The sequence below is a fragment of the Vibrio sp. KUL80 genome (assembly GCF_059725495.1).
Window position 1 is genome coordinate 889,393 of sequence record NZ_AP045841.1, and the last position, 21,246, is coordinate 910,638.

General features: G+C 46.3%; 24 protein-coding genes. 17 read left to right on the top strand and 7 right to left on the bottom strand.

The window, feature by feature from the left end; all coding sequences use genetic code 11:
* Positions 1 to 2 precede the first annotated feature (2 nt).
* Together AC6I8U_RS04060 and AC6I8U_RS04065 are read left to right on the top strand one after the other, a co-directional pair.
* A complete protein-coding gene (locus AC6I8U_RS04060) occupies positions 3 to 767 on the top strand; it encodes a YggN family protein (RefSeq protein WP_498017813.1) in 765 nt (254 codons plus the stop codon).
* Positions 768 to 1,185: 418 nt separating this feature from the next.
* A complete protein-coding gene (locus tag AC6I8U_RS04065) occupies positions 1,186 to 2,547 on the top strand; it encodes a sodium-dependent transporter (RefSeq protein WP_498018313.1) in 1,362 nt (453 codons plus the stop codon).
* 78 nt (positions 2,548 to 2,625) lie between these two features.
* On the opposite strand, the gene AC6I8U_RS04070 is transcribed toward AC6I8U_RS04065, so the two are convergent.
* The 3 genes from AC6I8U_RS04070 to AC6I8U_RS04080 form a co-directional block, all read right to left on the bottom strand.
* A complete protein-coding gene (locus AC6I8U_RS04070) occupies positions 2,626 to 2,817 on the bottom strand; it encodes a DUF4250 domain-containing protein (protein ID WP_042477590.1) in 192 nt (63 codons plus the stop codon).
* A 10-nt stretch (positions 2,818 to 2,827) separates the two neighbouring features.
* Positions 2,828 to 3,034, bottom strand: a complete 207-nt coding sequence (locus tag AC6I8U_RS04075; RefSeq protein ID WP_042477592.1) for a YaeP family protein — start codon at positions 3,032 to 3,034, stop codon at positions 2,828 to 2,830.
* Positions 3,035 to 3,171: 137 nt separating this feature from the next.
* Positions 3,172 to 4,641, bottom strand: coding sequence for an aminoacyl-histidine dipeptidase (locus AC6I8U_RS04080; protein WP_498017814.1), 1,470 nt, complete (start codon positions 4,639 to 4,641; stop codon positions 3,172 to 3,174).
* Between the two features lie 892 nt (positions 4,642 to 5,533).
* On the opposite strand from AC6I8U_RS04080, the gene AC6I8U_RS04085 reads away from it, so the two are divergent.
* The 6 genes from AC6I8U_RS04085 to AC6I8U_RS04110 all read left to right on the top strand — a co-directional run bounded on the left by AC6I8U_RS04085 (position 5,534) and on the right by AC6I8U_RS04110 (position 11,871).
* Positions 5,534 to 6,826: an NCS2 family permease gene (locus AC6I8U_RS04085; protein WP_042477594.1), complete on the top strand. Its 1,293-nt coding sequence runs from the start codon at positions 5,534 to 5,536 to the stop codon at positions 6,824 to 6,826.
* Between the two features lie 31 nt (positions 6,827 to 6,857).
* Entirely contained in the window at positions 6,858 to 7,322 is a 465-nt protein-coding gene (gene gpt / locus AC6I8U_RS04090) for a xanthine phosphoribosyltransferase (RefSeq protein WP_042477599.1), read from the top strand.
* A gap of 226 nt (positions 7,323 to 7,548) precedes the next feature.
* Positions 7,549 to 8,796: an esterase FrsA gene (gene frsA / locus AC6I8U_RS04095; RefSeq protein ID WP_498017815.1), complete on the top strand. Its 1,248-nt coding sequence runs from the start codon at positions 7,549 to 7,551 to the stop codon at positions 8,794 to 8,796.
* 129 nt (positions 8,797 to 8,925) lie between these two features.
* On the top strand, positions 8,926 to 9,315 hold the full coding sequence (gene crl / locus AC6I8U_RS04100; RefSeq protein WP_498017816.1) for a sigma factor-binding protein Crl: 390 nt from the start codon (positions 8,926 to 8,928) through the stop codon (positions 9,313 to 9,315).
* 151 nt (positions 9,316 to 9,466) lie between these two features.
* Positions 9,467 to 10,603, top strand: coding sequence for a glutamate 5-kinase (gene proB / locus AC6I8U_RS04105; RefSeq protein ID WP_042477608.1), 1,137 nt, complete (start codon positions 9,467 to 9,469; stop codon positions 10,601 to 10,603).
* A gap of 17 nt (positions 10,604 to 10,620) precedes the next feature.
* A complete protein-coding gene (locus AC6I8U_RS04110) occupies positions 10,621 to 11,871 on the top strand; it encodes a glutamate-5-semialdehyde dehydrogenase (RefSeq protein WP_498017817.1) in 1,251 nt (416 codons plus the stop codon).
* Positions 11,872 to 11,951: 80 nt separating this feature from the next.
* Here AC6I8U_RS04110 and AC6I8U_RS04115 read toward each other — a convergent pair whose 3' ends face one another.
* Together AC6I8U_RS04115 and AC6I8U_RS04120 are read right to left on the bottom strand one after the other, a co-directional pair.
* Positions 11,952 to 12,425 carry a YaiI/YqxD family protein gene (locus AC6I8U_RS04115; protein WP_498017818.1) on the bottom strand — a complete coding sequence of 158 codons (474 nt, stop codon included), beginning with the start codon at positions 12,423 to 12,425 and terminating at the stop codon, positions 11,952 to 11,954.
* Complete coding sequence (locus AC6I8U_RS04120) at positions 12,418 to 12,705, bottom strand: hypothetical protein (RefSeq protein WP_128649377.1); 288 nt, start codon at positions 12,703 to 12,705, stop codon at positions 12,418 to 12,420. The genes AC6I8U_RS04115 and AC6I8U_RS04120 overlap by 8 nt, the downstream gene beginning before the upstream one ends.
* A gap of 828 nt (positions 12,706 to 13,533) precedes the next feature.
* Between AC6I8U_RS04120 and AC6I8U_RS04125 the strand changes: the two genes are divergently transcribed.
* Positions 13,534 to 14,112, top strand: a complete 579-nt coding sequence (locus tag AC6I8U_RS04125) for a GNAT family N-acetyltransferase (protein WP_498017819.1) — start codon at positions 13,534 to 13,536, stop codon at positions 14,110 to 14,112.
* Here AC6I8U_RS04125 and AC6I8U_RS04130 read toward each other — a convergent pair.
* On the bottom strand, positions 14,003 to 14,302 hold the full coding sequence (locus AC6I8U_RS04130; protein ID WP_112462101.1) for a DUF3301 domain-containing protein: 300 nt from the start codon (positions 14,300 to 14,302) through the stop codon (positions 14,003 to 14,005). The genes AC6I8U_RS04125 and AC6I8U_RS04130 overlap by 110 nt on opposite strands.
* Before the next feature lie 9 nt (positions 14,303 to 14,311).
* Entirely contained in the window at positions 14,312 to 15,361 is a 1,050-nt protein-coding gene (locus AC6I8U_RS04135) for a DUF3549 family protein (protein WP_498017820.1), read from the bottom strand.
* Positions 15,362 to 15,495: 134 nt separating this feature from the next.
* Between AC6I8U_RS04135 and AC6I8U_RS04140 the strand changes: the two genes are divergently transcribed.
* The 8 genes from AC6I8U_RS04140 to nusB all read left to right on the top strand — a co-directional run bounded on the left by AC6I8U_RS04140 (position 15,496) and on the right by nusB (position 21,177).
* Complete coding sequence (locus tag AC6I8U_RS04140) at positions 15,496 to 15,792, top strand: YqcC family protein (RefSeq protein ID WP_446567965.1); 297 nt, start codon at positions 15,496 to 15,498, stop codon at positions 15,790 to 15,792.
* Positions 15,789 to 16,574 carry a tRNA pseudouridine(65) synthase TruC gene (gene truC, locus AC6I8U_RS04145; protein WP_498017821.1) on the top strand — a complete coding sequence of 262 codons (786 nt, stop codon included), beginning with the start codon at positions 15,789 to 15,791 and terminating at the stop codon, positions 16,572 to 16,574. Before AC6I8U_RS04140 ends, truC begins: the two co-directional genes overlap by 4 nt.
* 82 nt (positions 16,575 to 16,656) lie before the next feature.
* Complete coding sequence (gene nrdR, locus AC6I8U_RS04150; RefSeq protein ID WP_128649373.1) at positions 16,657 to 17,106, top strand: transcriptional regulator NrdR; 450 nt, start codon at positions 16,657 to 16,659, stop codon at positions 17,104 to 17,106.
* Positions 17,107 to 17,141: 35 nt separating this feature from the next.
* Positions 17,142 to 18,251: a bifunctional diaminohydroxyphosphoribosylaminopyrimidine deaminase/5-amino-6-(5-phosphoribosylamino)uracil reductase RibD gene (gene ribD, locus AC6I8U_RS04155; RefSeq protein ID WP_498017822.1), complete on the top strand. Its 1,110-nt coding sequence runs from the start codon at positions 17,142 to 17,144 to the stop codon at positions 18,249 to 18,251.
* Positions 18,252 to 18,254: 3 nt separating this feature from the next.
* Positions 18,255 to 18,908: a riboflavin synthase gene (locus tag AC6I8U_RS04160; RefSeq protein WP_128649372.1), complete on the top strand. Its 654-nt coding sequence runs from the start codon at positions 18,255 to 18,257 to the stop codon at positions 18,906 to 18,908.
* A 46-nt stretch (positions 18,909 to 18,954) separates the two neighbouring features.
* On the top strand, positions 18,955 to 20,064 hold the full coding sequence (gene ribBA / locus AC6I8U_RS04165; RefSeq protein ID WP_498017823.1) for a bifunctional 3,4-dihydroxy-2-butanone-4-phosphate synthase/GTP cyclohydrolase II: 1,110 nt from the start codon (positions 18,955 to 18,957) through the stop codon (positions 20,062 to 20,064).
* A 175-nt stretch (positions 20,065 to 20,239) separates the two neighbouring features.
* The gene (gene ribH, locus AC6I8U_RS04170) at positions 20,240 to 20,710 is read left to right on the top strand and encodes a 6,7-dimethyl-8-ribityllumazine synthase (RefSeq protein WP_004415274.1); all 471 of its coding nucleotides are present in this window, start codon (positions 20,240 to 20,242) and stop codon (positions 20,708 to 20,710) included.
* Positions 20,710 to 21,177, top strand: a complete 468-nt coding sequence (gene nusB / locus AC6I8U_RS04175; RefSeq protein ID WP_006069876.1) for a transcription antitermination factor NusB — start codon at positions 20,710 to 20,712, stop codon at positions 21,175 to 21,177. Before ribH ends, nusB begins: the two co-directional genes overlap by 1 nt.
* Positions 21,178 to 21,246: the final 69 nt, after the last annotated feature.

Here is a 21,246-nt window from a genome sequence, read left to right on the forward strand (position 1 = left end):
AAATGAACATTAAAACCCGTTTTGCTATTGTTGCTACGAGCCTATTTTTCACCGTTCCCAATGCCTATGCGTTAGGGCAGTGTGGAGTCGATATAAAGAATGAAGTTCATTTAAATGGTGAACAAGTCGAAGTGGTTAACGATGCTGCCTCGTCTCGCGTGCTGATTGATGAAAACAACAACCTGTTTATCAATGGTGAGCAAGTTACCCTAGATTCAGCTCAGCAAAAAGCGCTCGATAGCTATCGAGAGAACATGAATACCTATGTACCTAAAGCAAAAGAGCTAGCGGCAAGTGGTTTAGCCATTACCAACGATCTTATCGATGATGTTGCCGCAAGTTTTGATGACTCCGAAGCGTTCAATAATGTTAAGACCGCACTCGCTGAGTTTTTTGCCGATGTTCAATCTCGTTACCAGCAAGGTGATGAGTTTGTTTTACAGTCAGATGCGTTTAGCTCGTTTATGGACAATTGGGAGCAGGACCTAGCGAAAGCAAAAGAAGTGTTTAACAAAGAATTTATGAGTAGCGCATTCACTGCACTTCAAGAAAAGATGCAGCAAGAAGGTAGCCTAAATCTGACAGAGCTATCCAAGCAGTACAGTGAACTCAAAGAACGTATGTCAGGCACGCTTGAGCAGCAATCAGAGTCACTTCAAAAACAAGCTAAGGACTATTGCGACTCACTTAATGATGTTGCTGAGGAAGAGCAACAGCTTCACAAAAAGATTCCTGAGTTGAAGGATTATCAGGTTTTTACTATATAGCCTTGAAGTCTGTACCACGCCTCGAGTAGATTCCTGCCTGCGCAGGAATGACGAATTTCTAGAATGAATGCACTCAAAATGGCCGTCACTCCAAAAACTGCCGTCACCCCTGCGCAGGCAGGGGTCTTCTCAACGCGATCTCCAAGTCTCAAATAGATTCCTGTCTGCACAGGAATGACACGAGCTGTCCACTGATGGTCACATAGGTAACACTTTAAACCGAGCACATAGGTAACAGTGTGACCCAAAAAATAGCGATAAAAAGTGAATCTAACTAATCCTACCCAGTGCTCGTAAATTAATACTTACGGTCGCCAATGTCTTTAAAAGTGGTTTATCCAACCAAATAAATTGCCATACCCCGACTTTTATCTTATCGTACCAGTAAACTAGTACGTAAGAATAAATTGCAGTGGATATTTCAAACTCAACGACAGCTCCAAGAGAGCATTTTGGATCTCGACTAGGCTTTATTCTGGCTGCTGCGGGTGCAGCGGTTGGTTTGGGGAATATTTGGGGATTTCCTACCCAGGCAGCGAGCAATGGCGGCGGCGCATTCCTGCTTGTCTATTTAGTCATGATATTGGTGGTTGCATTTCCGATGCTGGTGGTCGAAATGGCGATAGGTCGTCATGGTCAAGCGAACCCAGTAGACAGTATGAAATCACTGACTAATCATCCGCTAGGCAAACGACTGGGCGGTTTAGTCGGTTGGATTGGCTTGATGGTGCCTTGCGCGGTATTAGCATTCTATTCAATCGTTGGCGGTTGGTTAATTTGCTTTCTTTTTGGTGCGCTGGCTGAGATCGTTGGTGCCAATGGACTTGCGGATTGGTTCAAAGGCTTTAGCGTCGAGCGTAATGTATTTGGTACTGTCCTTTTCTATCTTCTGACGGTATTGATTGTCCAAGGTGGCGTGAAAAAGGGCATTGAAAAGTGGTCGACTCGCTTAATGCCATCGCTATTCATTCTTTTCGCTTTGCTGTTCGTCTACATCATGATGCAGCAAGGTGCGATGGAAGGTTTGAAGCACTACCTTATCCCTGATTTTGAGAAGGTATGGGATAGAAAGCTAATCCTTGCAGCGATGGGGCAGGGTTTCTTTTCACTGACAATCGGTGGCTGCTCGATGCTTATCTACGGGTCTTACTTATCTAAGAAAGAGAATCTTCCGAAGATGGCGATGAATGTGACCCTAGTAGATACCTCTGTCGCCTTTATTGCCGGACTTGTCGTTATGCCTGCGATGTTTGTGGCGATGCAAAAAGGCGTTCAGATTTATGCTGAAGATGGTGCTTTACTGAGCTCAAATACGCTCGTGTTTACGGTATTGCCTCGAATGTTTGAGTCCTTAGGCCTGCTTGGTCTTGTATTCTCAGTTGTGTTTTTCCTTCTTCTAACGATCGCAGCACTTACGTCTTCTATCTCTATGCTTGAGTGCCCAGTAGCACTGGTGGATGAGCGTTTTAACACAGGACGTAAGAAGACCAGTTGGGTGTTAGGCGCTGCTATTGCGTTGTTTAGTATCTATATCGTGTTGAACTTCGGTGACCTATTTGGTTTGGTTGCAATGATTGCGACACAGTACCTGCAGCCGATAGCGGCATTGTTGTTCTGCTTATTTGGCGGCTGGGTTTGGAGCCGAGCTGGCAAAGTCAAAGAGCTAGAGCAAGGTTGTCCAGACTTTCAGTTAGGTTGGTTTGGAAAGGTTTGGCCTTTCTACGTAAAATTTATCTGTCCGGTATTAGTGGTAACCGTTATTTGGGCATCGTTTGGCTAGACGCTAATGAACCCTTAGACCAAAAGAAAAACCGCCAAGCATAACTTGGCGGTTTTTGTATTCTATGAATTAGGAGCTCTAGCGGAACTGACCCGCTTCAGGTAAGAAATCAAAACCAGCGCTTGCCAGTTTCTCTACCAAGGCTGATTTACTGATATCGAAGTAATTCACCAGTTTATCTAAATCGCCACCAAAGTCGTCTCTCAACTTCATGTTGACAATGCTCATCAGCATAACCGGATCCATCGTTTCAAAATTGGCTAGATTCATGGTGAGTTCTCTATTTGTCTTCGAAGTCTGAAATCAGAAGGTTAGCGGCAGCAAAGGCGGCTTTTTCACGAACGTCTTTCGGTAGATTTTCATCTGCTGCAACATCATTAAGCGCACGAACCGCACAAGAGATCGCTTGAGGGATGTAAGCCTGATCGCCACTGCCAATCTGAGCATAAATTTCACGAACCAATTCGCAACAACCGTAAACTTGCATAGTGTCTTTCTCTATAAATGATAACTGGTCTCAATATACACAGGCTGTATTCGAAACACAAAACTGGCGTTTGATATGAAACAAAAAAGCCGATGTTTTGGTTAAACATCGGCTTTATATTGGCTTAACTGATTGGATTACGCTTTTGCTGGAATCGCTTCAAGCAGTGCAACCATTTGGTTCCAGAACAGCTCAACCGTATCGATCTTCACCTTCTCGTCAGGAGAGTGTGGGAACTTGATAGTTGGACCGAAAGATACCATGTCCATGTTTGGATAAGGTTCTTTAAACAGACCACATTCTAGACCAGCGTGGATCACCATGATGTTTGGTTTATGACCGTAGATACCTTCGTACATATCGCGGAAGATAGCCATGATCTCTGACTCAGGATCGGGTTTCCAACCTGGGTAAGCTCCAGAGCACTCAATCGTTGCGCCTGCAAGCTCAGCGACAGACGCCAGCATGCCTTCAACTTGAGAGCGACCAGAGTCGATAAGTGAACGGATCAAGCAAAGCACTTCAACTTTGTCTGTTTGGGTCGTGATGACACCAACATTAAGAGATGTTTCTGCAACACCTTCGATGTCATCGCTCATGCGGATAACGCCATTTGGACATGCGTTAAGTGCTGCGATGAAGCGCGTTTGAGATTCAGAGGCAAACACATCAGCGAGATCCGCAGCTTCGTTGAATGACACGATGTCAGTCTCAATAGCACCAAGCTCAGATTTTAATAGCTCAGTGTAGAAGCTGTATAGTTCATCTAGCTTAGCTAGGTTCTCTTCTGGTAGCGCCAGAGTAACGAAACCTTCGCGTGGGATTGCGTTGCGAAGGCTGCCGCCGCGGAACTCGATAAGACGAGCGTCAAGCTCTTTCGCATGACCCGCTAGGAAGCGACCTAGTAGTTTGTTTGCGTTACCGCGACCGGTGTGGATATCACAGCCAGAGTGACCGCCTTTTAGGCCTTTTAGTGTTAGTTGGCGAGCAACATAACCTTGCGGTGCAGATTCACGTGCGATGTCAAAGGTAAGCGCTGCGTCGATACCACCAGCACAGCCCATGTAGACTTCGCCTTCTTGCTCTGAGTCAGTGTTTAAAAGGATATCGCCTTCAAGCCAACCCGCCTCAAGACCAAACGCACCCGTCATGCCTGCTTCTTCGTCGATGGTTAGTAGCACTTCCAGTGGGCCGTGTTTGATATCGTTAGACGCAAGAACAGCTAGGCATGTAGCCATACCGATACCGTTATCAGCACCCAAAGTCGTGCCCTTTGCCGTTACCCACTCGCCATCAATGTATGGCTGGATAGCATCAACAGTGAAGTCGTGATCGGTATCTTCGTTTTTCTGAGGAACCATATCGATGTGGGCTTGTAGAACCACACCTTTCTTGTTTTCCATACCAGCTGTTGCTGGCTTTTTGATGAATACGTTACCCGTTGTGTCACGCTTAACATCAAGACCTTGCTCTTTTGCCCAGCCAATAATGTACTGTGCTAGTGCTTCTTCATGTTTTGATGGATGAGGGATTGAGCAGATTTTGTCGAAAAATTGCCATACTGGGGCTGGTGACAACTTACTGATTTCAGAGTGGAATTCAGACACAGAACTCTCCTTTATTCGGGCTTTGCTAGGTTGTTCTTCGTCAGATGTTTAAATTCACGGTGTGAACATCTGGATTTCTAGCTTATTAAAGACAAAGCAAAGGATACCACTAGTTGTAAACATCTAGTAGTGAAACCGAAGAGATAATGTAATGGGTCATGTCAATTTTCGTGACTAGCATAGTGTGCGCCAATGCATACTAATGATATTAATATCCGTAATAAAATTACAGAAATTGCAGTTTTTGGTAGGTTAAAAGAAATATTTGTGACTTTGATCGTCTTTATTGTTGTAATTTTAATCCGATATGGTATTCTTTTCACCAGTTGAAAGAATCAACACAATGCTCACGGACAGAGCCCGATTTATCGCCTCCAAGGAACCGAGACTCAAAGCAACGTTTTTCCACTATTTGTTTTGTTAGAAGGTGATGTTATGAAAGGTTTAGCAAGCGCGATGTTTTGGACGAATCAAAACGTATATACAAAAGACTTCGCGTACAACGTCTACTACGGTAGATAAGCGATACGTTTTCCCCCTATTTTGAAGAATTTATAGTTGGTTACATACCCCAATTGATGACCAAATTATTCTACCGCCACTCATATGAGTGGCGTTTTTTTTGCCTTTTTTCCGTGAAATGCCGTCTTTATCTCAAAAAGTGTGGCTACTTTTTGCGCAGTTGTCTTGGTTAGTCGCTATGATGGAAAGGGGCGCTTTCTCGGTAACTATTTCAAATTGTTAGTGATCGTTACCATATAAGTTTCATATCAAGAGGATAATTCGCTGTTTAGAGTGAAAATTCTAGCTGGAATTTGCGTTTTGATAACCTTATAATTCGCGCCAATCGTTTACGCAACCGTTTACTTTTTACACTTTTAGGGATTCGATTATGCTCGAAAGGCTGTTCAAGCTCAGTGAAAACGGCACAACAGTGCGCACTGAGATTATCGCAGGTATCACTACGTTCCTGACGATGGCTTACATTATTTTTGTTAACCCAGCAATTCTTGCTGACGCAGGCATGGATCGCGGCGCAGTATTTGTTGCAACCTGTTTGGCAGCTGCTATCGGCTGTTTCATTATGGGTTTTGTAGCAAACTACCCAATCGCACAAGCACCAGGCATGGGCCTGAATGCTTTCTTTACCTACGCAGTAGTACTGGGTATGGGTTACACATGGCAAGTGGCACTGGCAGCAGTATTCTGCTCTGGTATCTTGTTCATTCTTTTGAGCGTGTTTAAGATCCGTGAGTGGATCATTAACTCGATTCCAATGTCGCTTCGAACGGGTATCTCAGCAGGTATCGGTTTGTTCCTAGCGCTTATCGCGCTGAAAAACGCCGGTATTGTGGTTGATAACCCAGCGACACTTGTGTCTCTAGGTCACATCACTTCTCTTCCTGCAACACTAGCGGCTGTTGGCTTCTTCATTACTATTGCTCTTGTTCACCGTGGCGTGAAAGGTGCGGTAATGATTGCGATTCTAGCAGTAACGGGTCTTGGTCTGATTTTTGGTGACGTTCAGTGGGGCGGCATCATGTCTACACCACCAAGCATCGCGCCAACGTTCATGCAGCTTGATTTCTCGGCAGTGTTCGAGATCGGTATGATTTCTGTTGTGTTTGCTTTCCTGTTTGTTGACTTGTTCGACACGGCGGGCACGCTAGTTGGTGTAGCGCAAAAAGCTGACCTTATCGGTAAAGATGGCAAAATTCCACGTCTAAATAAAGCACTACTGGCTGACTCAACAGCAACATCAGTAGGTGCGCTACTAGGTACATCAAACACTACTTCTTATGTAGAAAGTACTGCTGGTGTTGCAGCAGGTGGTCGTACTGGTCTGACTGCAGTCGTTGTTGGCATTTTGTTTGTACTTGCATTATTCTTCTCGCCTTTGGCGGGTATGATCCCAGCTTACGCAACTGCGGGTGCGCTATTCTATGTAGCAATTCTAATGATGTCAGGTCTAGTCGGTATTGACTGGAGAGACATTACTGAAGCGGCGCCGGTTGTTGTGACTTGTTTGCTGATGCCTTTCACATTCTCAATTGCAGAAGGTATCTCACTTGGCTTCATCGCTTATGCTGCTATTAAAGCACTGAGTGGTAAAGGTCGCGACGTATCCATGAGTGTTTGGGTAATGTCTGCAATCTTTGTCATCAAGTACATTGTGGCTGCTTAAGTCTCGAATACGGTTTAATTAGGTTATTATTATGGCTAACAAATTCATCATCACTTGGGACAATATGCACGCATATTGCCGTCAACTCGCTGAGCGTCAAATGCCAGCGGAACAGTGGAAAGGCATTATCGGTGTAAGTCGTGGCGGTCTAGTGCCAGCAGCGATTCTAGCTCGTGAGCTAGGTATTCGTTATGTAGATACAGTATGTATCTCAAGTTACGACCACGATCACCAACGTGATATGACTGTACTTAAAGCTCCAGAGCACGACGGTGAAGGTTACCTAATCGTTGATGATCTTGTGGACAGCGGCGACACAGCACGTAAAATTCGTGAAATGTACCCGAAAGCTAAGCTAGTAACCGTGTGCGCTAAGCCAGCTGGTGTAGAGCTAGTTGACGAGTACATTGTTGATATCGACCAAGATTGTTGGATCGAGCAGCCATGGGATATGGCGCTGTCTTACGTTGAGCCAATTAACCGTAAGCAAAAGTAAACAGTGATGTTTAAAAAAACCGCAACTTTTCCAAGTTGCGGTTTTTTTTGCTCGAAATCCAGCATATTTGCAATCAACCGTCGTCAACCCTGAAACATGGATTTCAGATATTTAACAAACCAAGTCACTAACAGCGATAGAACCACGTTAAAATGTCGATAAAACCCCTGAATAATGATGATTATTCGATTATATTGATGCTGTAATCGTAATAGTTGGTGCGCGTATGTCTGAAGAAGTCAGTAAAAATATCTCCGAAACCTTGTTTGAAAAGAACAAACAAGCAAAGGAAACCTCCCATCTCATTCGATATATGCCAAGTAGCATGGAAATTCTTGAGCGCCGCCGCGCTGAGAACCCGAGTTCTTGGTACCGAAACCTGTTGCGTCTGCAATGGGCATGGCAAGGTATTGACCCTATCGAGTTGGAAGAGACACTTGCCAAAATTGCGTCTTCTGATCACTCAAGAACGATAGATGAGTGGCTCGATACGGTTATGGGCTACCACCGCGGTAACTGGAACTATGAGTGGACCAAGCTTGGGATGCTTCACCAGAAGCGAGCCAATGACCTTACAGGTGATGCTGCAGCAGAGGAGCTATTTAAGGCCTCATTGAGCTTTAGTATTGCTGGCTACCCACACCTCAAAAATGACAACCTAGCCTTGCAGGCTCAAGTGTTGGCGAATAACGCTTACAACGAAGCGGCCAAACACACCAGTCATATTATCAAGCAGGTAGAGATACCATACAAAAACAAGCGGATTACCGCCAACCTCCACTTGGTGAGCACTGAAAAACCCCAACCTGTTGTGATCGTGAGCGCAGGCCTTGATTCTCTGCAAACAGATATGTGGCGTTTGTTCCGAGATTATCTTGCGCCGGCGGGTATCGCTATGCTGACTGTCGATATGCCATCAATAGGGCACAGCTCTCATTGGCCGCTGACCGAGGATACGTCATGTCTGCACCAGGCTGTGTTAAATGAGCTTCCTAATATTCCTTGGGTCGACCATTTTAAAGTCGGGGTGCTGGGTTTTCGATTCGGTGGTAATGCGATGGCTCGTCTCTCATTTCTAGAGCCAGAAAAAATCAAAGCCTGCGTCACACTGGGAGCGCCAATCCATCACTGTTTGGCTTCTCCGCAAATCATCCAATCTATGCCAAAGATGTACCTAGATATGCTGGCATCTCGCATTGGTAAAGATGCTGTGGATATTAATAGTCTGGCAGGGCAACTCACGGCGTGGTCACTGAAAGTGCAAGGGTTCTTGTCGTCACGTCGCACTAAAGTTCCTATCTTGGCGATGAGTATGGAAGGCGATATTGTCTCGCCGATATCAGACAACCGCCTGCTTGCTATGTTTAGCCAGTATGGAAAGTCGAAACAGATTCCGTCGAAGGGCATTGCAAAAGGGTATGCGCAATCCCTCGAAATGGCGATTAAGTGGTTGGAGGACGAACTTTTAAGGTGACATTTGTGTGGAATTAGTTAAATATGAAATCAGTATGTAATCAAGCATATGATAAAACTATAATTATCCTATAAGAATTATCGCTATTTCATCTTTACAACTATTTTCATATAGAAACGGAGTTTCACTATGTCAGAAGCGGCGAAAACCCCTACACACTATCGCTTAGTTGCAGCCTTAAAGGCTATTGGCCCTTACTTGAGAGAAACCTTATGCAAGGACGGCGCGTATCACTTTGACTGCCTGTCTGTGTGCGTTGATGACACCAAGTCTCCAGAAGATCGAGAGTTTTGGGGTTGGTGGTTAGACTTAACCTTAGTTGAAGACCAGTTTGAAGCTACGTACCAGATCGGTCGTTATAATCAGACGGGTGAATGGGTTTTAGAATCTGCACCAAAATCGGCAGTTAGTGAGATAAATCGAACGCAAGAAGTGTTTCATGAAAAATTGGTGAAGACACTCAGTGAGAAGTTCGAGCTTAGTGTGTCAATTCACGATGATTCAGTAGAGTTCGTCTAGTACTAGAAATCCGGTCTCAATGCTTATCAAATCAGCATTGAGACCTTTTTTGCGCCTCTTTTCCCTTCCTACCGCTTTTTTACTTGTACAAATGATGTTTGATTGCTAAAACATCACTCCCTATTAAACTTTTCACGTCAAACAAGCAGAGATGACAACGGATAATACTCGTCAATCTACCGACAAAAAAACGGTAGTGGTGAAGTTAGGTACCAGTGTCCTAACAGGTGGTTCCCTAGCGCTTAACAAAGCGCATATGGTTGAACTCGTCAGACAATGTGCTGAGCTTAAAAAGCTTGGCCACTCAGTAGTGATGGTATCGTCAGGTGCTATTGCGGCTGGTCGCGAGCACCTAGGCTACCCCGAACTTCCCAAAACGATGGCGAGCAAACAGCTATTAGCAGCCGTTGGTCAAAGCCAACTTATTCAGGTTTGGGAGTCTTTGTTTGCTATCTACGGGCTTAAAATCGGACAAATGCTGCTAACGCGCGCCGATCTTGAGGACCGTGAACGCTTTCTCAATGCACGCGATACGATCAACGCTTTGGTTGAAAATGACATCATCCCTGTCGTCAACGAAAACGACGCGGTAGCGACCAGTGAGATCAAGGTTGGCGATAACGATAATCTATCGGCATTGGTCGGCATCTTGTGTGGCGCAGATAAGCTGTTGTTGCTTACTGACCAGCGTGGTTTGTTTACTGCCGATCCTCGCAAAGACCCAAATGCAGAACTGATTCGCGAAGTGACGACCATTGATGAGACGCTTCGCAAAATAGCGGGCGGCAGCGGTACGACGCTTGGTACAGGTGGTATGGCAACGAAGCTGCAAGCAGCAGATATTGCGCGTCGAGCGGGTATCGAAGTTATCATTGCAGCAGGTAGCGCAGAAAACGTGGTATTTGATTCGTTATCTAATGAACCTCAAGGTACTCGTTTCTTACCCTTGCCAGAGGCATTAGAAAATCGTAAGCGTTGGATACTCGCAGGTCCTGCCGCAACCGGTAACATTGTTATCGACTCAGGTGCGGTGAATGCAGTGATTGGCAAAGGCAGCAGCTTACTTGCCAAAGGGGTAATAAAAGTTTCAGGCCGCTTCGCTCGTGGAGAAGTGGTACGTGTGACGACTAATGACGGGGCTTTAGTGGCAAAAGGAATTTGTGGCTACTCCGACGCAGACTTGTCCAAAATAGCGGGCAAGCACAGTAAAGAAATCGCGGATACGCTCGGCTATGATTATGGTGCAGAAGTGATTCATCGCGACGATATGGTCGTCATTCAAGATTAAGAATAAAGGGAACCGTTATGGATATGATTAAACTAGGCCAAAATGCGAAGCAAGCTAGCTTTGCTCTGGCGACTGCGTCAACGGCGCAAAAGAATCGCGCACTGCAAATCATCGCCGATGAACTTGAAGCGAACGCAGACGTCATTTTGGCAGCTAACGCGAAAGATATCGACCTAGGCCGTGAAGCCGGTCTGACAGAAGCACTACTTGATCGCCTACTGCTGAACGAACAGCGATTGAAAGGTATCGCGGATGACGTTCGTAACGTTATCACCCTGTCTGATCCAGTAGGCAGTGAGATTGACAGTAAAGTGCTTGAGAATGGCATGAGCCTGTCGCGTCGCCGTGTACCACTCGGTGTGGTTGGCGTGATTTACGAAGCGCGTCCAAACGTGACTATCGACATTGCAGCACTATGTTTGAAGACGGGTAATGCTAGCATCCTACGTGGTGGCAAAGAGACTTTCTTCTCTAACATGGAACTGGTTAAAGTGATTCAGTCTGCGCTTGATAAAGCGGGTCTACCTGCAGCATCAGTACAGTACATCGAAAAACCGGATCGTGAACTTGTCTCGCAGCTGCTTAAACTGGATGACTACGTGGATATGATCATCCCGCGTGGTGGTGCGGGTCTACACAAAATGTGTAAAGAGAACAGCAACATCCCAGTTATCATCGGTGGCTTTGGCATCAGTCATATCTTCGTGGATGACAGCGCTGACCTCGCTCGCTCGTTGGATGTGGTTGAGAACTCAAAAGTACAGCGTCCATCGGCATGTAACTCTTTAGACACCCTTTTGGTTCACGAGAAGGTCGCAGGTGAGTTCTTACCTATGATCGCTGAGCGTCTTAAAGGCAAGGTATCTTTAGTGGCAGAGCCAAAGGCGAAAGCGCTCTTGGCAGGCACTGAAGATCTGCGCGATGCGGGCGAAGGTGACTTCGATACCGAATGGCTAAGTTTCACTTTAGGCGTGAAAGTCGTAGCAGATGTTGAAGAAGCCATTGATCACATGCGCGTTCATAACGCTAGCCACTCAGACGCTATCATGACCAACAGCCTGGTGAACTCAGAGAAGTTCATTAATTCTGTTGGTTCAGCCGCTGTGTACGTGAATGCCTCTACACGCTTTACTGATGGTGCTCAATTTGGTCTTGGTGCCGAAGTTGCGGTATCGACGCAAAAACTGCATGCTCGCGGCCCTATGGGGCTTGAAGAGCTAACCAGCTACAAGTGGGTGGGTAAAGCGGATTACTTGCCGCGTCCATAAGGCTTGAATATGTCCAAATATAAAAAGAGTCAGTCGAATATCGACTGACTCTTTTTTTGTCTGGAGATAGTAAACTCAACCTAGCGAGTAGCTCTTGCCAGAAACCTATCCAAATGATTAGCAAACTCGCGGCGCTCTGTTTGCCCAAGTGGCGCAGGACCGCCAGTTTGAACGCCACTAGAGCGCATGGTATCCATAAAGTCACGGATATTGAGGCGGGCCTTGATCGTATCTTTGGTGTAAAGCTCACCGCGTGGGCTGAGCGCCACGGCGTTTTTGGTGATGACTTCATCTGCCAAAGGAATATCAGAGGTAATAACTAAATCACCGGCGTTGACTCTTTTCACGATTTCATTGTCCGCGATGTCAAAGCCAGTCGGTACGGTCAGCGAGTGGATGTTGTCTCGCTTCGGTACGGGCACGTTATGGTTAGCGACAAAGGTGCAGGTTAAGCCAGTACGCTCTGCTGCGCGGCACAGTGTTTCTCGAATCACTTTTGGGCAAGCATCAGCATCGACCCAGATCTTAACGGCTTGTTTTAACGGTTCAGTCACGAGATTGCTCCAATGTAGCTAATCGCTGAGTCAGCGCGGCAACTTGCTGTTCTAACTCTTTCACTCTTAGCTCGAGAGGTTGCTCGGCCTTTTCAGCCGCGATTTCTACTTTAGGTACGTGCTGACTGCTCTTCCAAGATTTGATCACGGTGATCAGCGCAGGCATTGGTACTTTGGTCTTCAATCGCGCCTTTACGAGTGCAACGGTTGGCTCTTTTCCCTCGGCGTGCAATGAGCTGATTGCAGCTTCAATCTCAGCGGAGACGTCTTTGGTAATCATGGTGGTCATTCCATTAAATAGGCTTTCCATTAATAGTACCTTCGAATCTAATGGAGGTACAGGCGGAGCTTATGTGACGGGCATCACCAGTGACTTTAAGCGAGTAAACCTAAGACATTAGCCAATTTGGAAACGCACTGTGCGAGATCTCTCACACGAGCTGTGAGATAAAGAGAAAAGATCGCCAGAAATTTGGAAGAAAAAATACTTAAGCATATGTTTAATATGGTAATTAACCTTATTTTAACAGTGTCAATGCAAAAAAAATTGTATTGGGTAGATTGTCCAGAATCGCCATTAGGGTAAATTAGAACCTGTCGGAAGGATGCTGACACGGAACAGGAATGACATTGGAAGGTCATCTTCAGGAAGAAGATTTGGTTACCAAGGGAAACGTAACCAGCAAGGAAGTTAGGATAGCGCGGGAAGCGAACAATCATCAGGACGGTGATTTTTAAGGAAATGGACCCGCTCAGGAAGAGTGCAGGAACCCCATCAGGATGATGGTCAAGGACACCGCTCAAGGAACAAGTGAAGCGAGCTGACTGGGATGGTTAGCGTCATTGGATGAGATGGACACCGCTAGGACGGCGACGAATGGATATAGCTGAAGGATTCAGCCACTATTACGGATGATGCATGGAGCATTTTTAGTAGCCGGACTGCTGCGAGTAAGACTATAGCCCCAATACGCAAGTGTTGGGGCTTTTCTTATTTATAAACCCTAACTTTCATACTTCTCATGCAAGTGTCGCACTTAATCTAAAGAACACAGAGTCTAAAGCCTATATCAGGTTACTTGGGTATTTAGTTACGAAAAGGAAGTCAATGACAATAGTTACTCGCAGAACCATTCTCGTCCCCTATACCGACTATTTAGAGTCGGATTTTCTGATGCTTAACGTGTGCGCGAAAAATCGTAAACACATGAATGGTCCTCATACCCTAGCCACTGCGCGCCGATTGTTTCAATCCATACTGAGCGATTCAAAGTTCTATGCGATGGCGGCACTGGATCTGCGTACGCGCGATTATATGGGGCATATTTTCATTGAGCGTGGAGCAGAAGGTGAAGGAGAGATAGGGTATATCTTTGATAAGCAATACTGGAACAAAGGGATTGCAACAGAGGTATTAAGAGCGTTTATTCCCGATGCTGTTCATACATTAGGACTTAAGAAGCTTGAAGCGAACGTCGATACTGACCACGCTTCTTCGATTCGATTGCTGAGTAAACTCGGGTTTGAGCAGTACGGACAAGCGGAAGATGAGCATGGTCCGTACTATCAGTTCCAATCTACATTCGGTGTGCCGGAAAGTGAAAATTCAGCACATGGAAGCCTTTCATCACCAGCTTACCTTGATAATAGTCATCACCAAGCGCTGAAAACTCAAACTCATAAATAGTATGCCAACCGAATCGGCCGTTGGCATCTCTTAGCCTGTGCGCGCCAAACGAGACGCTCAACATTTGCAGATCTAACTCTTTACAGCGACGTGTTACCGCTGCTTTAGCAATCTCAGATTGACGCCGCTGCTGCCAAAATACAAAGCAGAACATGCTCAGCGCCAATATCATCAAAAGATTATCTATCATTTCACCTTCCTAGTGAGTTTTTCCTTGTGTTGCCGCTTGTTGCAGTGCGACCAATGCGCTGGCGAGCTCTGGTGATGGGCTAGAGTGCAGCAATGGCAAAAGCACCAAACGCAGGCTCGGCATCATCACGAGGTCGGCGAATAACTGATTAAACAAGCCTTGGTTACCCGTTTGTGCTAGACGTACCAAGAACTTCTCGGCTAAGGCTGGAGTAGTCAGAGGCTGCCACGCACGACCTGCAATGGCTATCAGCACTTCTTGATGACTCAAACGCGCACTTGCCAAAATTTCTGACACCAAAGACTCTAGCTGTTCAGGCTTGCCTCCCGAAAGCGCGCGGGCATAGGCCGCTAATAAGAACAGATCTGGTTCATCGGACTCACATTCAAATTGAGCAAGTTCGCGCAGCGTTGTAGAGAGCTTTTCTGGCAACGCCACATGTTCAAGTGCGCCAAGTAGAGCATAGCGGGGCTCGCTTGCAAGGTGACGTAAACTAGTGCGGATCAAGCGGCCATTTTCTTCTTGCCCAAGCCTCGCTGCCATATCCGTGATGCCTTGCAGTCCAACCGTTTGCCAGTTATCCCAGCCAAGGTCGCCACGGAAGTAGTCACGTGCATGCTGATAGTATTGGCTGGTGGTCAGCTCCAATTCTGCTCTCAATAGGCTATGGAAGACAGCTAACTTGTCGTCTGTTGGCTTAAACGTAAATGGGTTGTTTGAGAGCTTTTGTTGTTGCTCTTCGCTCATCTCTTTACCAAGACGCGTCCCCATTGCTTCCAGAACGTATTTTAGAAACTGGCCGACATCGCCTTGGCTTAGCAAACCACGTTCATCAAGTTGGAATTTAAGGAACCAAATCCAAGGCTGTTTCTCTTCATTCCAGTAAGCGATAGCAAACTGAGCTTGCCTTTGAATCGGATACGGGTAGGGCTGACTGGCACGCTCAACGGCGGCGAACTGTTCATTATCAATCAGTTGTACGCGTCGAGAGATATCGTAAATATGATATTGGCAGCCACTGTTGACCAACAGATCCGTCAAAGTATGAATGGTTTCCATGGAGGGGTTCCTAGTACGGTTTGGGTATAGAACAATAAATGGTATTCTATCGCCAATTTTCAAGTCATTAACGAGCATTTTCAATATCGATGAGTGAAAGTCGTGAATCTGTTCGTCTCGATCCCCATAGAATTATGAAGTTATTACTTATTGAGTTGAAACAGCTGCTTAAAAAGCACTCACTGTGGCAACAGCAATCCCCAGATGTGACAGCACTGAGCAGCCAGCAACCGTTTGCTGTAGACACATTGGAGCCTCACGAGTGGCTGCAATGGATTTTTATTGAACGAATGGAAGTGCTGCTCCAATCGGGAAGTGACTTGCCCAAGGGTTTTGAGATAACCCCTTATTTTGAAGAAGTTTGGAAGCAGCGCAGTGAACTGAATGAGATCTTATTGGTGTTAAAGCAGATAGATGAGGCAGCAAAATGAGTGAATCCATTGAATCGGTTCAAGAAGAAACTCAAATCGAGCCTCTTGAAATCGTGTATCGCGATGACTATCTGATTGCCGTCAATAAGCCTGCTGGTATGTTAGTGCATCGCTCATGGCTAGATAAAAATGAAACTCGATTTGTGATGCAGACCTTACGCGATCAGATAGGGCAGCACGTTTTTCCTTTGCACCGTTTAGATAGGCCAACGTCAGGCGTGTTGCTGTTCGCTTTATCGAGTGAAATCGCCTCAAAGGCAATGCCAATGTTCGCTGAGCACAATATTCAGAAGACCTATCATGCGATTGTCCGTGGCTGGATTGAGGAAGGGGATGTATTGGATTACGCACTCAAGGTTGAGCTGGATAAGATCGCCGATAAATTTGCTGATAAAGACAAAGAAGCACAGCCAGCCGTTACCGCTTATGAGCCACTTGCCAAGGTTGAGGTTCCTCACTCAACAGGGCGCTTCCCAACCAGTCGCTACTGTCTGATGGAGATGAAGCCAAAAACAGGTCGAAAGCACCAGTTGCGTCGCCATATGCACCACTTGAGTCATCCTATTATCGGTGACACTACTCATGGTGATGGCAGACACAATCGTTTGTTCCGCGACCACTATGACGCGCGTCGATTGCTCTTGCATGCTTCTTGCCTTGAGTTCGAACACCCAATTACCCAGGAGTCAGTAGTCATCAAAGCGAGTTTCGATTCCGTGTGGCGCAGCTTGGTTCACGAATTTGATTGGCAAGAGTGTGACGCCATCCAAGATTACACCTAATTGCGTTACTTGACTGGTCAAATAGTAGATTTCTTAATAGGTTAAATTTCGCTAAACTGTGGTCTAAACCATAGGAGGTGTTATGCATTGTCCATTTTGTTCTGAAAATGACACAAAGGTCATCGATTCCAGACTGGTCGCTGATGGCCATCAGGTGCGTCGTCGCCGCCAGTGCTTGGCGTGTAATGAACGTTTCACCACCTTTGAGAGTGCTGAACTCGTGATGCCAAAAGTGATCAAATCCAATGGTAACCGAGAGCCTTTTAACAAAGATAAAATGGTAGGTGGCATTCAGCGTGCTCTAGAGAAACGCCCCGTGAGTGCAGACTCTATTGAACTGGCCATCAGCCACATTGAATCTCAGCTTCGTGCCACGGGTGAGCGTGAAGTGCCGAGTGAGATGATTGGTAACTTAGTGATGACTCAACTGAAAGAGTTAGACAAGGTCGCCTATATTCGCTTTGCATCCGTATACCGTAGTTTTGAAGACATTCGCGAGTTCGGTGAAGAGATCGCTCGCTTAGAAGATTAACGGTTTACACCACTCAACGATAGGTATGGATCACTATGAGTCAGTTTAGCGCTATCGACCATCAAATGATGAGTTTAGCGATAGACCTTGCGAGAAAAGGACGCTTTACCACAGCGCCAAATCCTAACGTGGGCTGCGTGATTACGCTCGGCGATGAGATTGTCGGTCACGGCTACCATAAAAAAGCCGGTGAGCCACATGCCGAAGTGCATGCGATGCGTATGGCTGGTGACAAAGCCAAAGGTGCAACGGCCTACGTGACCTTAGAGCCTTGCTCACACTATGGTCGCACACCACCTTGTGCCGAAGGTTTGATTAAAGCGGGCGTCGCGAAAGTGGTGTGCGCGATGTCTGATCCTAACCCACAAGTTGCGGGTCGCGGTTTTGCCATGCTTGAAGAGGCAGGTATTGAGGTGCACGTTGGCTTGCTTGAGCAAGATGCTCGTGCGCTCAACCCGGGTTTTCTCAAGAAGATGGAAACCCAGCGTCCCTTCGTTCAGCTAAAAATGGCAGCCAGCCTCGATGGTCAGACTGCACTTGCGAATGGCAAAAGTCAGTGGATTACAGGGCCAGAAGCAAGAAAAGATGTGCAAGCGTATCGAGCGCAAGCTGGCGCTATCCTATCAACGAGCAAAACCGTCATTGACGATAATGCGTCGCTAAACGTTCGCTGGGATGAACTACCAAGTCAGGTACAAGAGACTATAGAGCGAGAGGAGCTTCGCCAACCAACTCGCGTGATTCTGGATCGACATCATCAGCTCACCGAAGATCTGAAACTGTTTCAATCGCCAGGTCCTATCATCCGAGTCGCCAACAAGGAGGGGGAGCTTGATATCCCACTGACTAGCGATGAGCAGCTTGATCTCGCTAAAACGCTAGACGCCTTGGCAGCGGAGCATCAGATTAATCATGTTTGGGTCGAAGCTGGTGCAACGCTTGCTAGCTCAATGATGCAAGCGCAACTTGTCGACGAGCTTATTGTTTATTTAGCGCCTAAGCTTATGGGTGCAGATGGTCGAGGACTGATCGGTGCGCTCGGGCTTGAAGAGATGCAAGACGTTATCGACCTCAATATTAAAGATATTCGTATGGTGGGCAAGGATATCCGTATCGTTGCTACGCCACAGCAAACAAAGAATTAGAAGATGTTTACAGGAATTATAGAAGCCGTTGGCACGTTAAAAGCCATTACACCGAAAGGTGAAGATATCAGCGTGACTGTCGAAGTCGGCAAGCTGGACATGGGCGATGTAAAGCTCGGTGATAGTATTGCCACCAATGGCGTTTGTCTAACGGTTACCGATTACTCAGAGACGAGCTATCAAGCTGATTTGTCGGTAGAAACACTCAATAAAACCGGTTTTGCTGACTATCGCGTAGGCGATAAAGTAAACCTTGAGAAGGCGATGCTACCAACAACTCGATTTGGTGGTCATATTGTATCGGGACACGTCGATGGTGTCGGTGAGATTGTTGACCGACAACACGTGGGTCGAGCTATTGAGTTTTGGGTTCAAATGCCTTCTGAGCTGAGTAAATATGTTGCGGAAAAAGGCTCCATTACTGTCGATGGTATTAGCCTGACCGTGAACGATTTGCGCAAAGATGCTTTTAAGCTCACCATAGTGCCGCACACCACTGAAGAGACGACGATCGACCACTTCCAGGTAGGAAGAAAAGTCAATCTAGAGGTCGACGTTCTAGCGCGCTATATGGAGCGTTTACTCAATGCTCAGGCGCAAAGTGAGCCTGAATCTCGACTCACTATGGAATTCTTACAACAAAACGGTTTTGCGTAATATTGCCAAACCAATATAACAACGAGCGCAACAACAGGAACGTGAAATGCCAATTAGTACGCCGCAAGAAATCATCGAAGATATTCGTTTAGGAAAAATGGTCATCCTTATGGATGATGAAGACCGTGAAAACGAAGGCGACCTTATTATGGCCGCTGAGCAGATTACCCCTGAAGCCATTAACTTTATGGCGACACACGGTCGTGGTCTCATCTGTTTAACTATGACCAAAGCGCGTTGTGAATCACTTAGTCTGCCACCTATGGTGCAAGACAACAACGCTCAATACACTACTAACTTCACTGTGTCTATTGAGGCAGCCGAGGGCGTGACGACAGGTATCTCTGCCGCGGACCGTGCTCGCACTGTGCAAGCTGCTGTTGCTAAAGATGCAAAGGCCGCAGACCTTGTTCAGCCAGGTCATATCTTCCCACTTGCTGCGCAAGATGGTGGCGTTCTGACTCGTGCAGGTCACACTGAAGCGGGTTGTGACCTTGCGAAGCTTGCGGGCTTTGAACCAGCATCGGTGATCGTTGAGATCCTAAATGATGATGGCACCATGGCACGTCGCCCGGACCTTGAAGTGTTTGCTGAAAAACATGACATCAAGCTTGGCACGATTGCGGATCTAATCGAATACCGTAACAACAACGAGACCACCATTGAACGCGTTGCAGCATGTCATTTACCAACAGAGTTTGGTGAGTTCGAGCTTGTTACTTATCGTGATACGATCGATAACCAAATCCACTATGCGATGTGTGCAGGAGATTTGACAGCGAAAACGCCGTTAGTACGTGTTCACTTGCAAGACACATTTACTGATATTCTGCGTTCAAACCGTAACTCCGACCGCAGCTGGACGCTAGATAAAGCGATGAAGCGTATTGGTGATGAAGGTGGTGTGCTGGTTATTCTTGGTAACGAAGAGAGTACTGATCTCCTGGTTCATAAAATCAAGATGTTTGAGCAGCAAGACAGTGGCACTGCGCCAACGATGGCGAAAAAGCAGGGCACATCACGTCGCGTAGGGGTTGGTTCGCAAATTCTGGCTGATCTCGGCGTCCACGAAATGAAGCTATTGTCATCGGCTGATAAAAAATACCACGCATTGGGTGGCTTCGGTCTGACAGTAACGGAATACGTAACCGAGTAATTTATTAAGCCTTTGCTTCTGATAAGCAAAGGCTTTTTCTCATTGAGTCCGCGCCTCGTTTTTAAACGCTTTGCTAAAGCCTTGTTTGAGCAAAGTTAGCGGTAGATATTAATAAATGACTTGTGCTAGAATCCGTCGATTCTCGCGCGATGAACATAGTTTATAAGGAAAGCATATGAAAGTTATCGAGGGTGGCTTCCCAGCACCGAACGCAAAGATTGCTATTGTTATTTCTCGTTTCAATAGTTTTATCAATGAAAGCCTATTATCTGGTGCTATCGATACTTTGAAACGTCACGGTCAAGTGAGCGAAGACAACATCACGGTTGTACGCTGCCCAGGTGCAGTTGAGCTACCTCTTGTTGCTCAACGTGTTGCAAAAACTGGCAAGTTTGATGCAATCGTATCGCTAGGTACAGTCATTCGTGGCGGTACACCACATTTCGACTATGTTTGTAGTGAGTGTAATAAAGGTCTTGCACAAGTGTCTCTGGAATATAGCCTACCAGTAGCATTTGGTGTATTGACTGTTGATACCATCGATCAAGCTATCGAGCGTGCAGGAACCAAGGCTGGTAATAAAGGTGCAGAGGCTGCACTAAGCGCGCTTGAAATGATCAACGTTCTTTCTGAAATCGATTCCTAATGGGGGCCAGTGTGAAACCAGCCGCACGTCGTAATGCACGTCAATTTGCTCTGCAAGCAATTTATTCTTGGCAAATTACTAAAGAAAATGTTGCCACTGTTGAAGAACAGTTCTTATCAGGTGGTAAGTATGATGAAGAAGAGCATCATGCTGCTGAGCCTGCATTGACTGCGCCAGAGACTGACGTTGTATATTTCCGTGACCTACTCACGGGTGTCGCGTTGAATCACACGGAACTAGACAGCAAGCTACGTCCATTTGTTTCTCGTCCAATGCAAGATCTAGATATGATGGAACTTGCGCTACTTCGCCTAGCGATGTACGAGATGACAAGCCGTGAAGACGTACCTTACAAAGTGGTTATTAACGAAGCCATCGAACTTGCAAAAGTATTCGCAGCTGAAGACAGCCACAAATTCGTTAACGGTGTGCTAGATAAAGCCGCACCGCACGTTCGTAAGAAGTAACGAAACAAAGTTTGTCTATTCGTAAAAAGGTCAGCAATTTGCTGGCCTTTTTTATATACTCTTTCCACC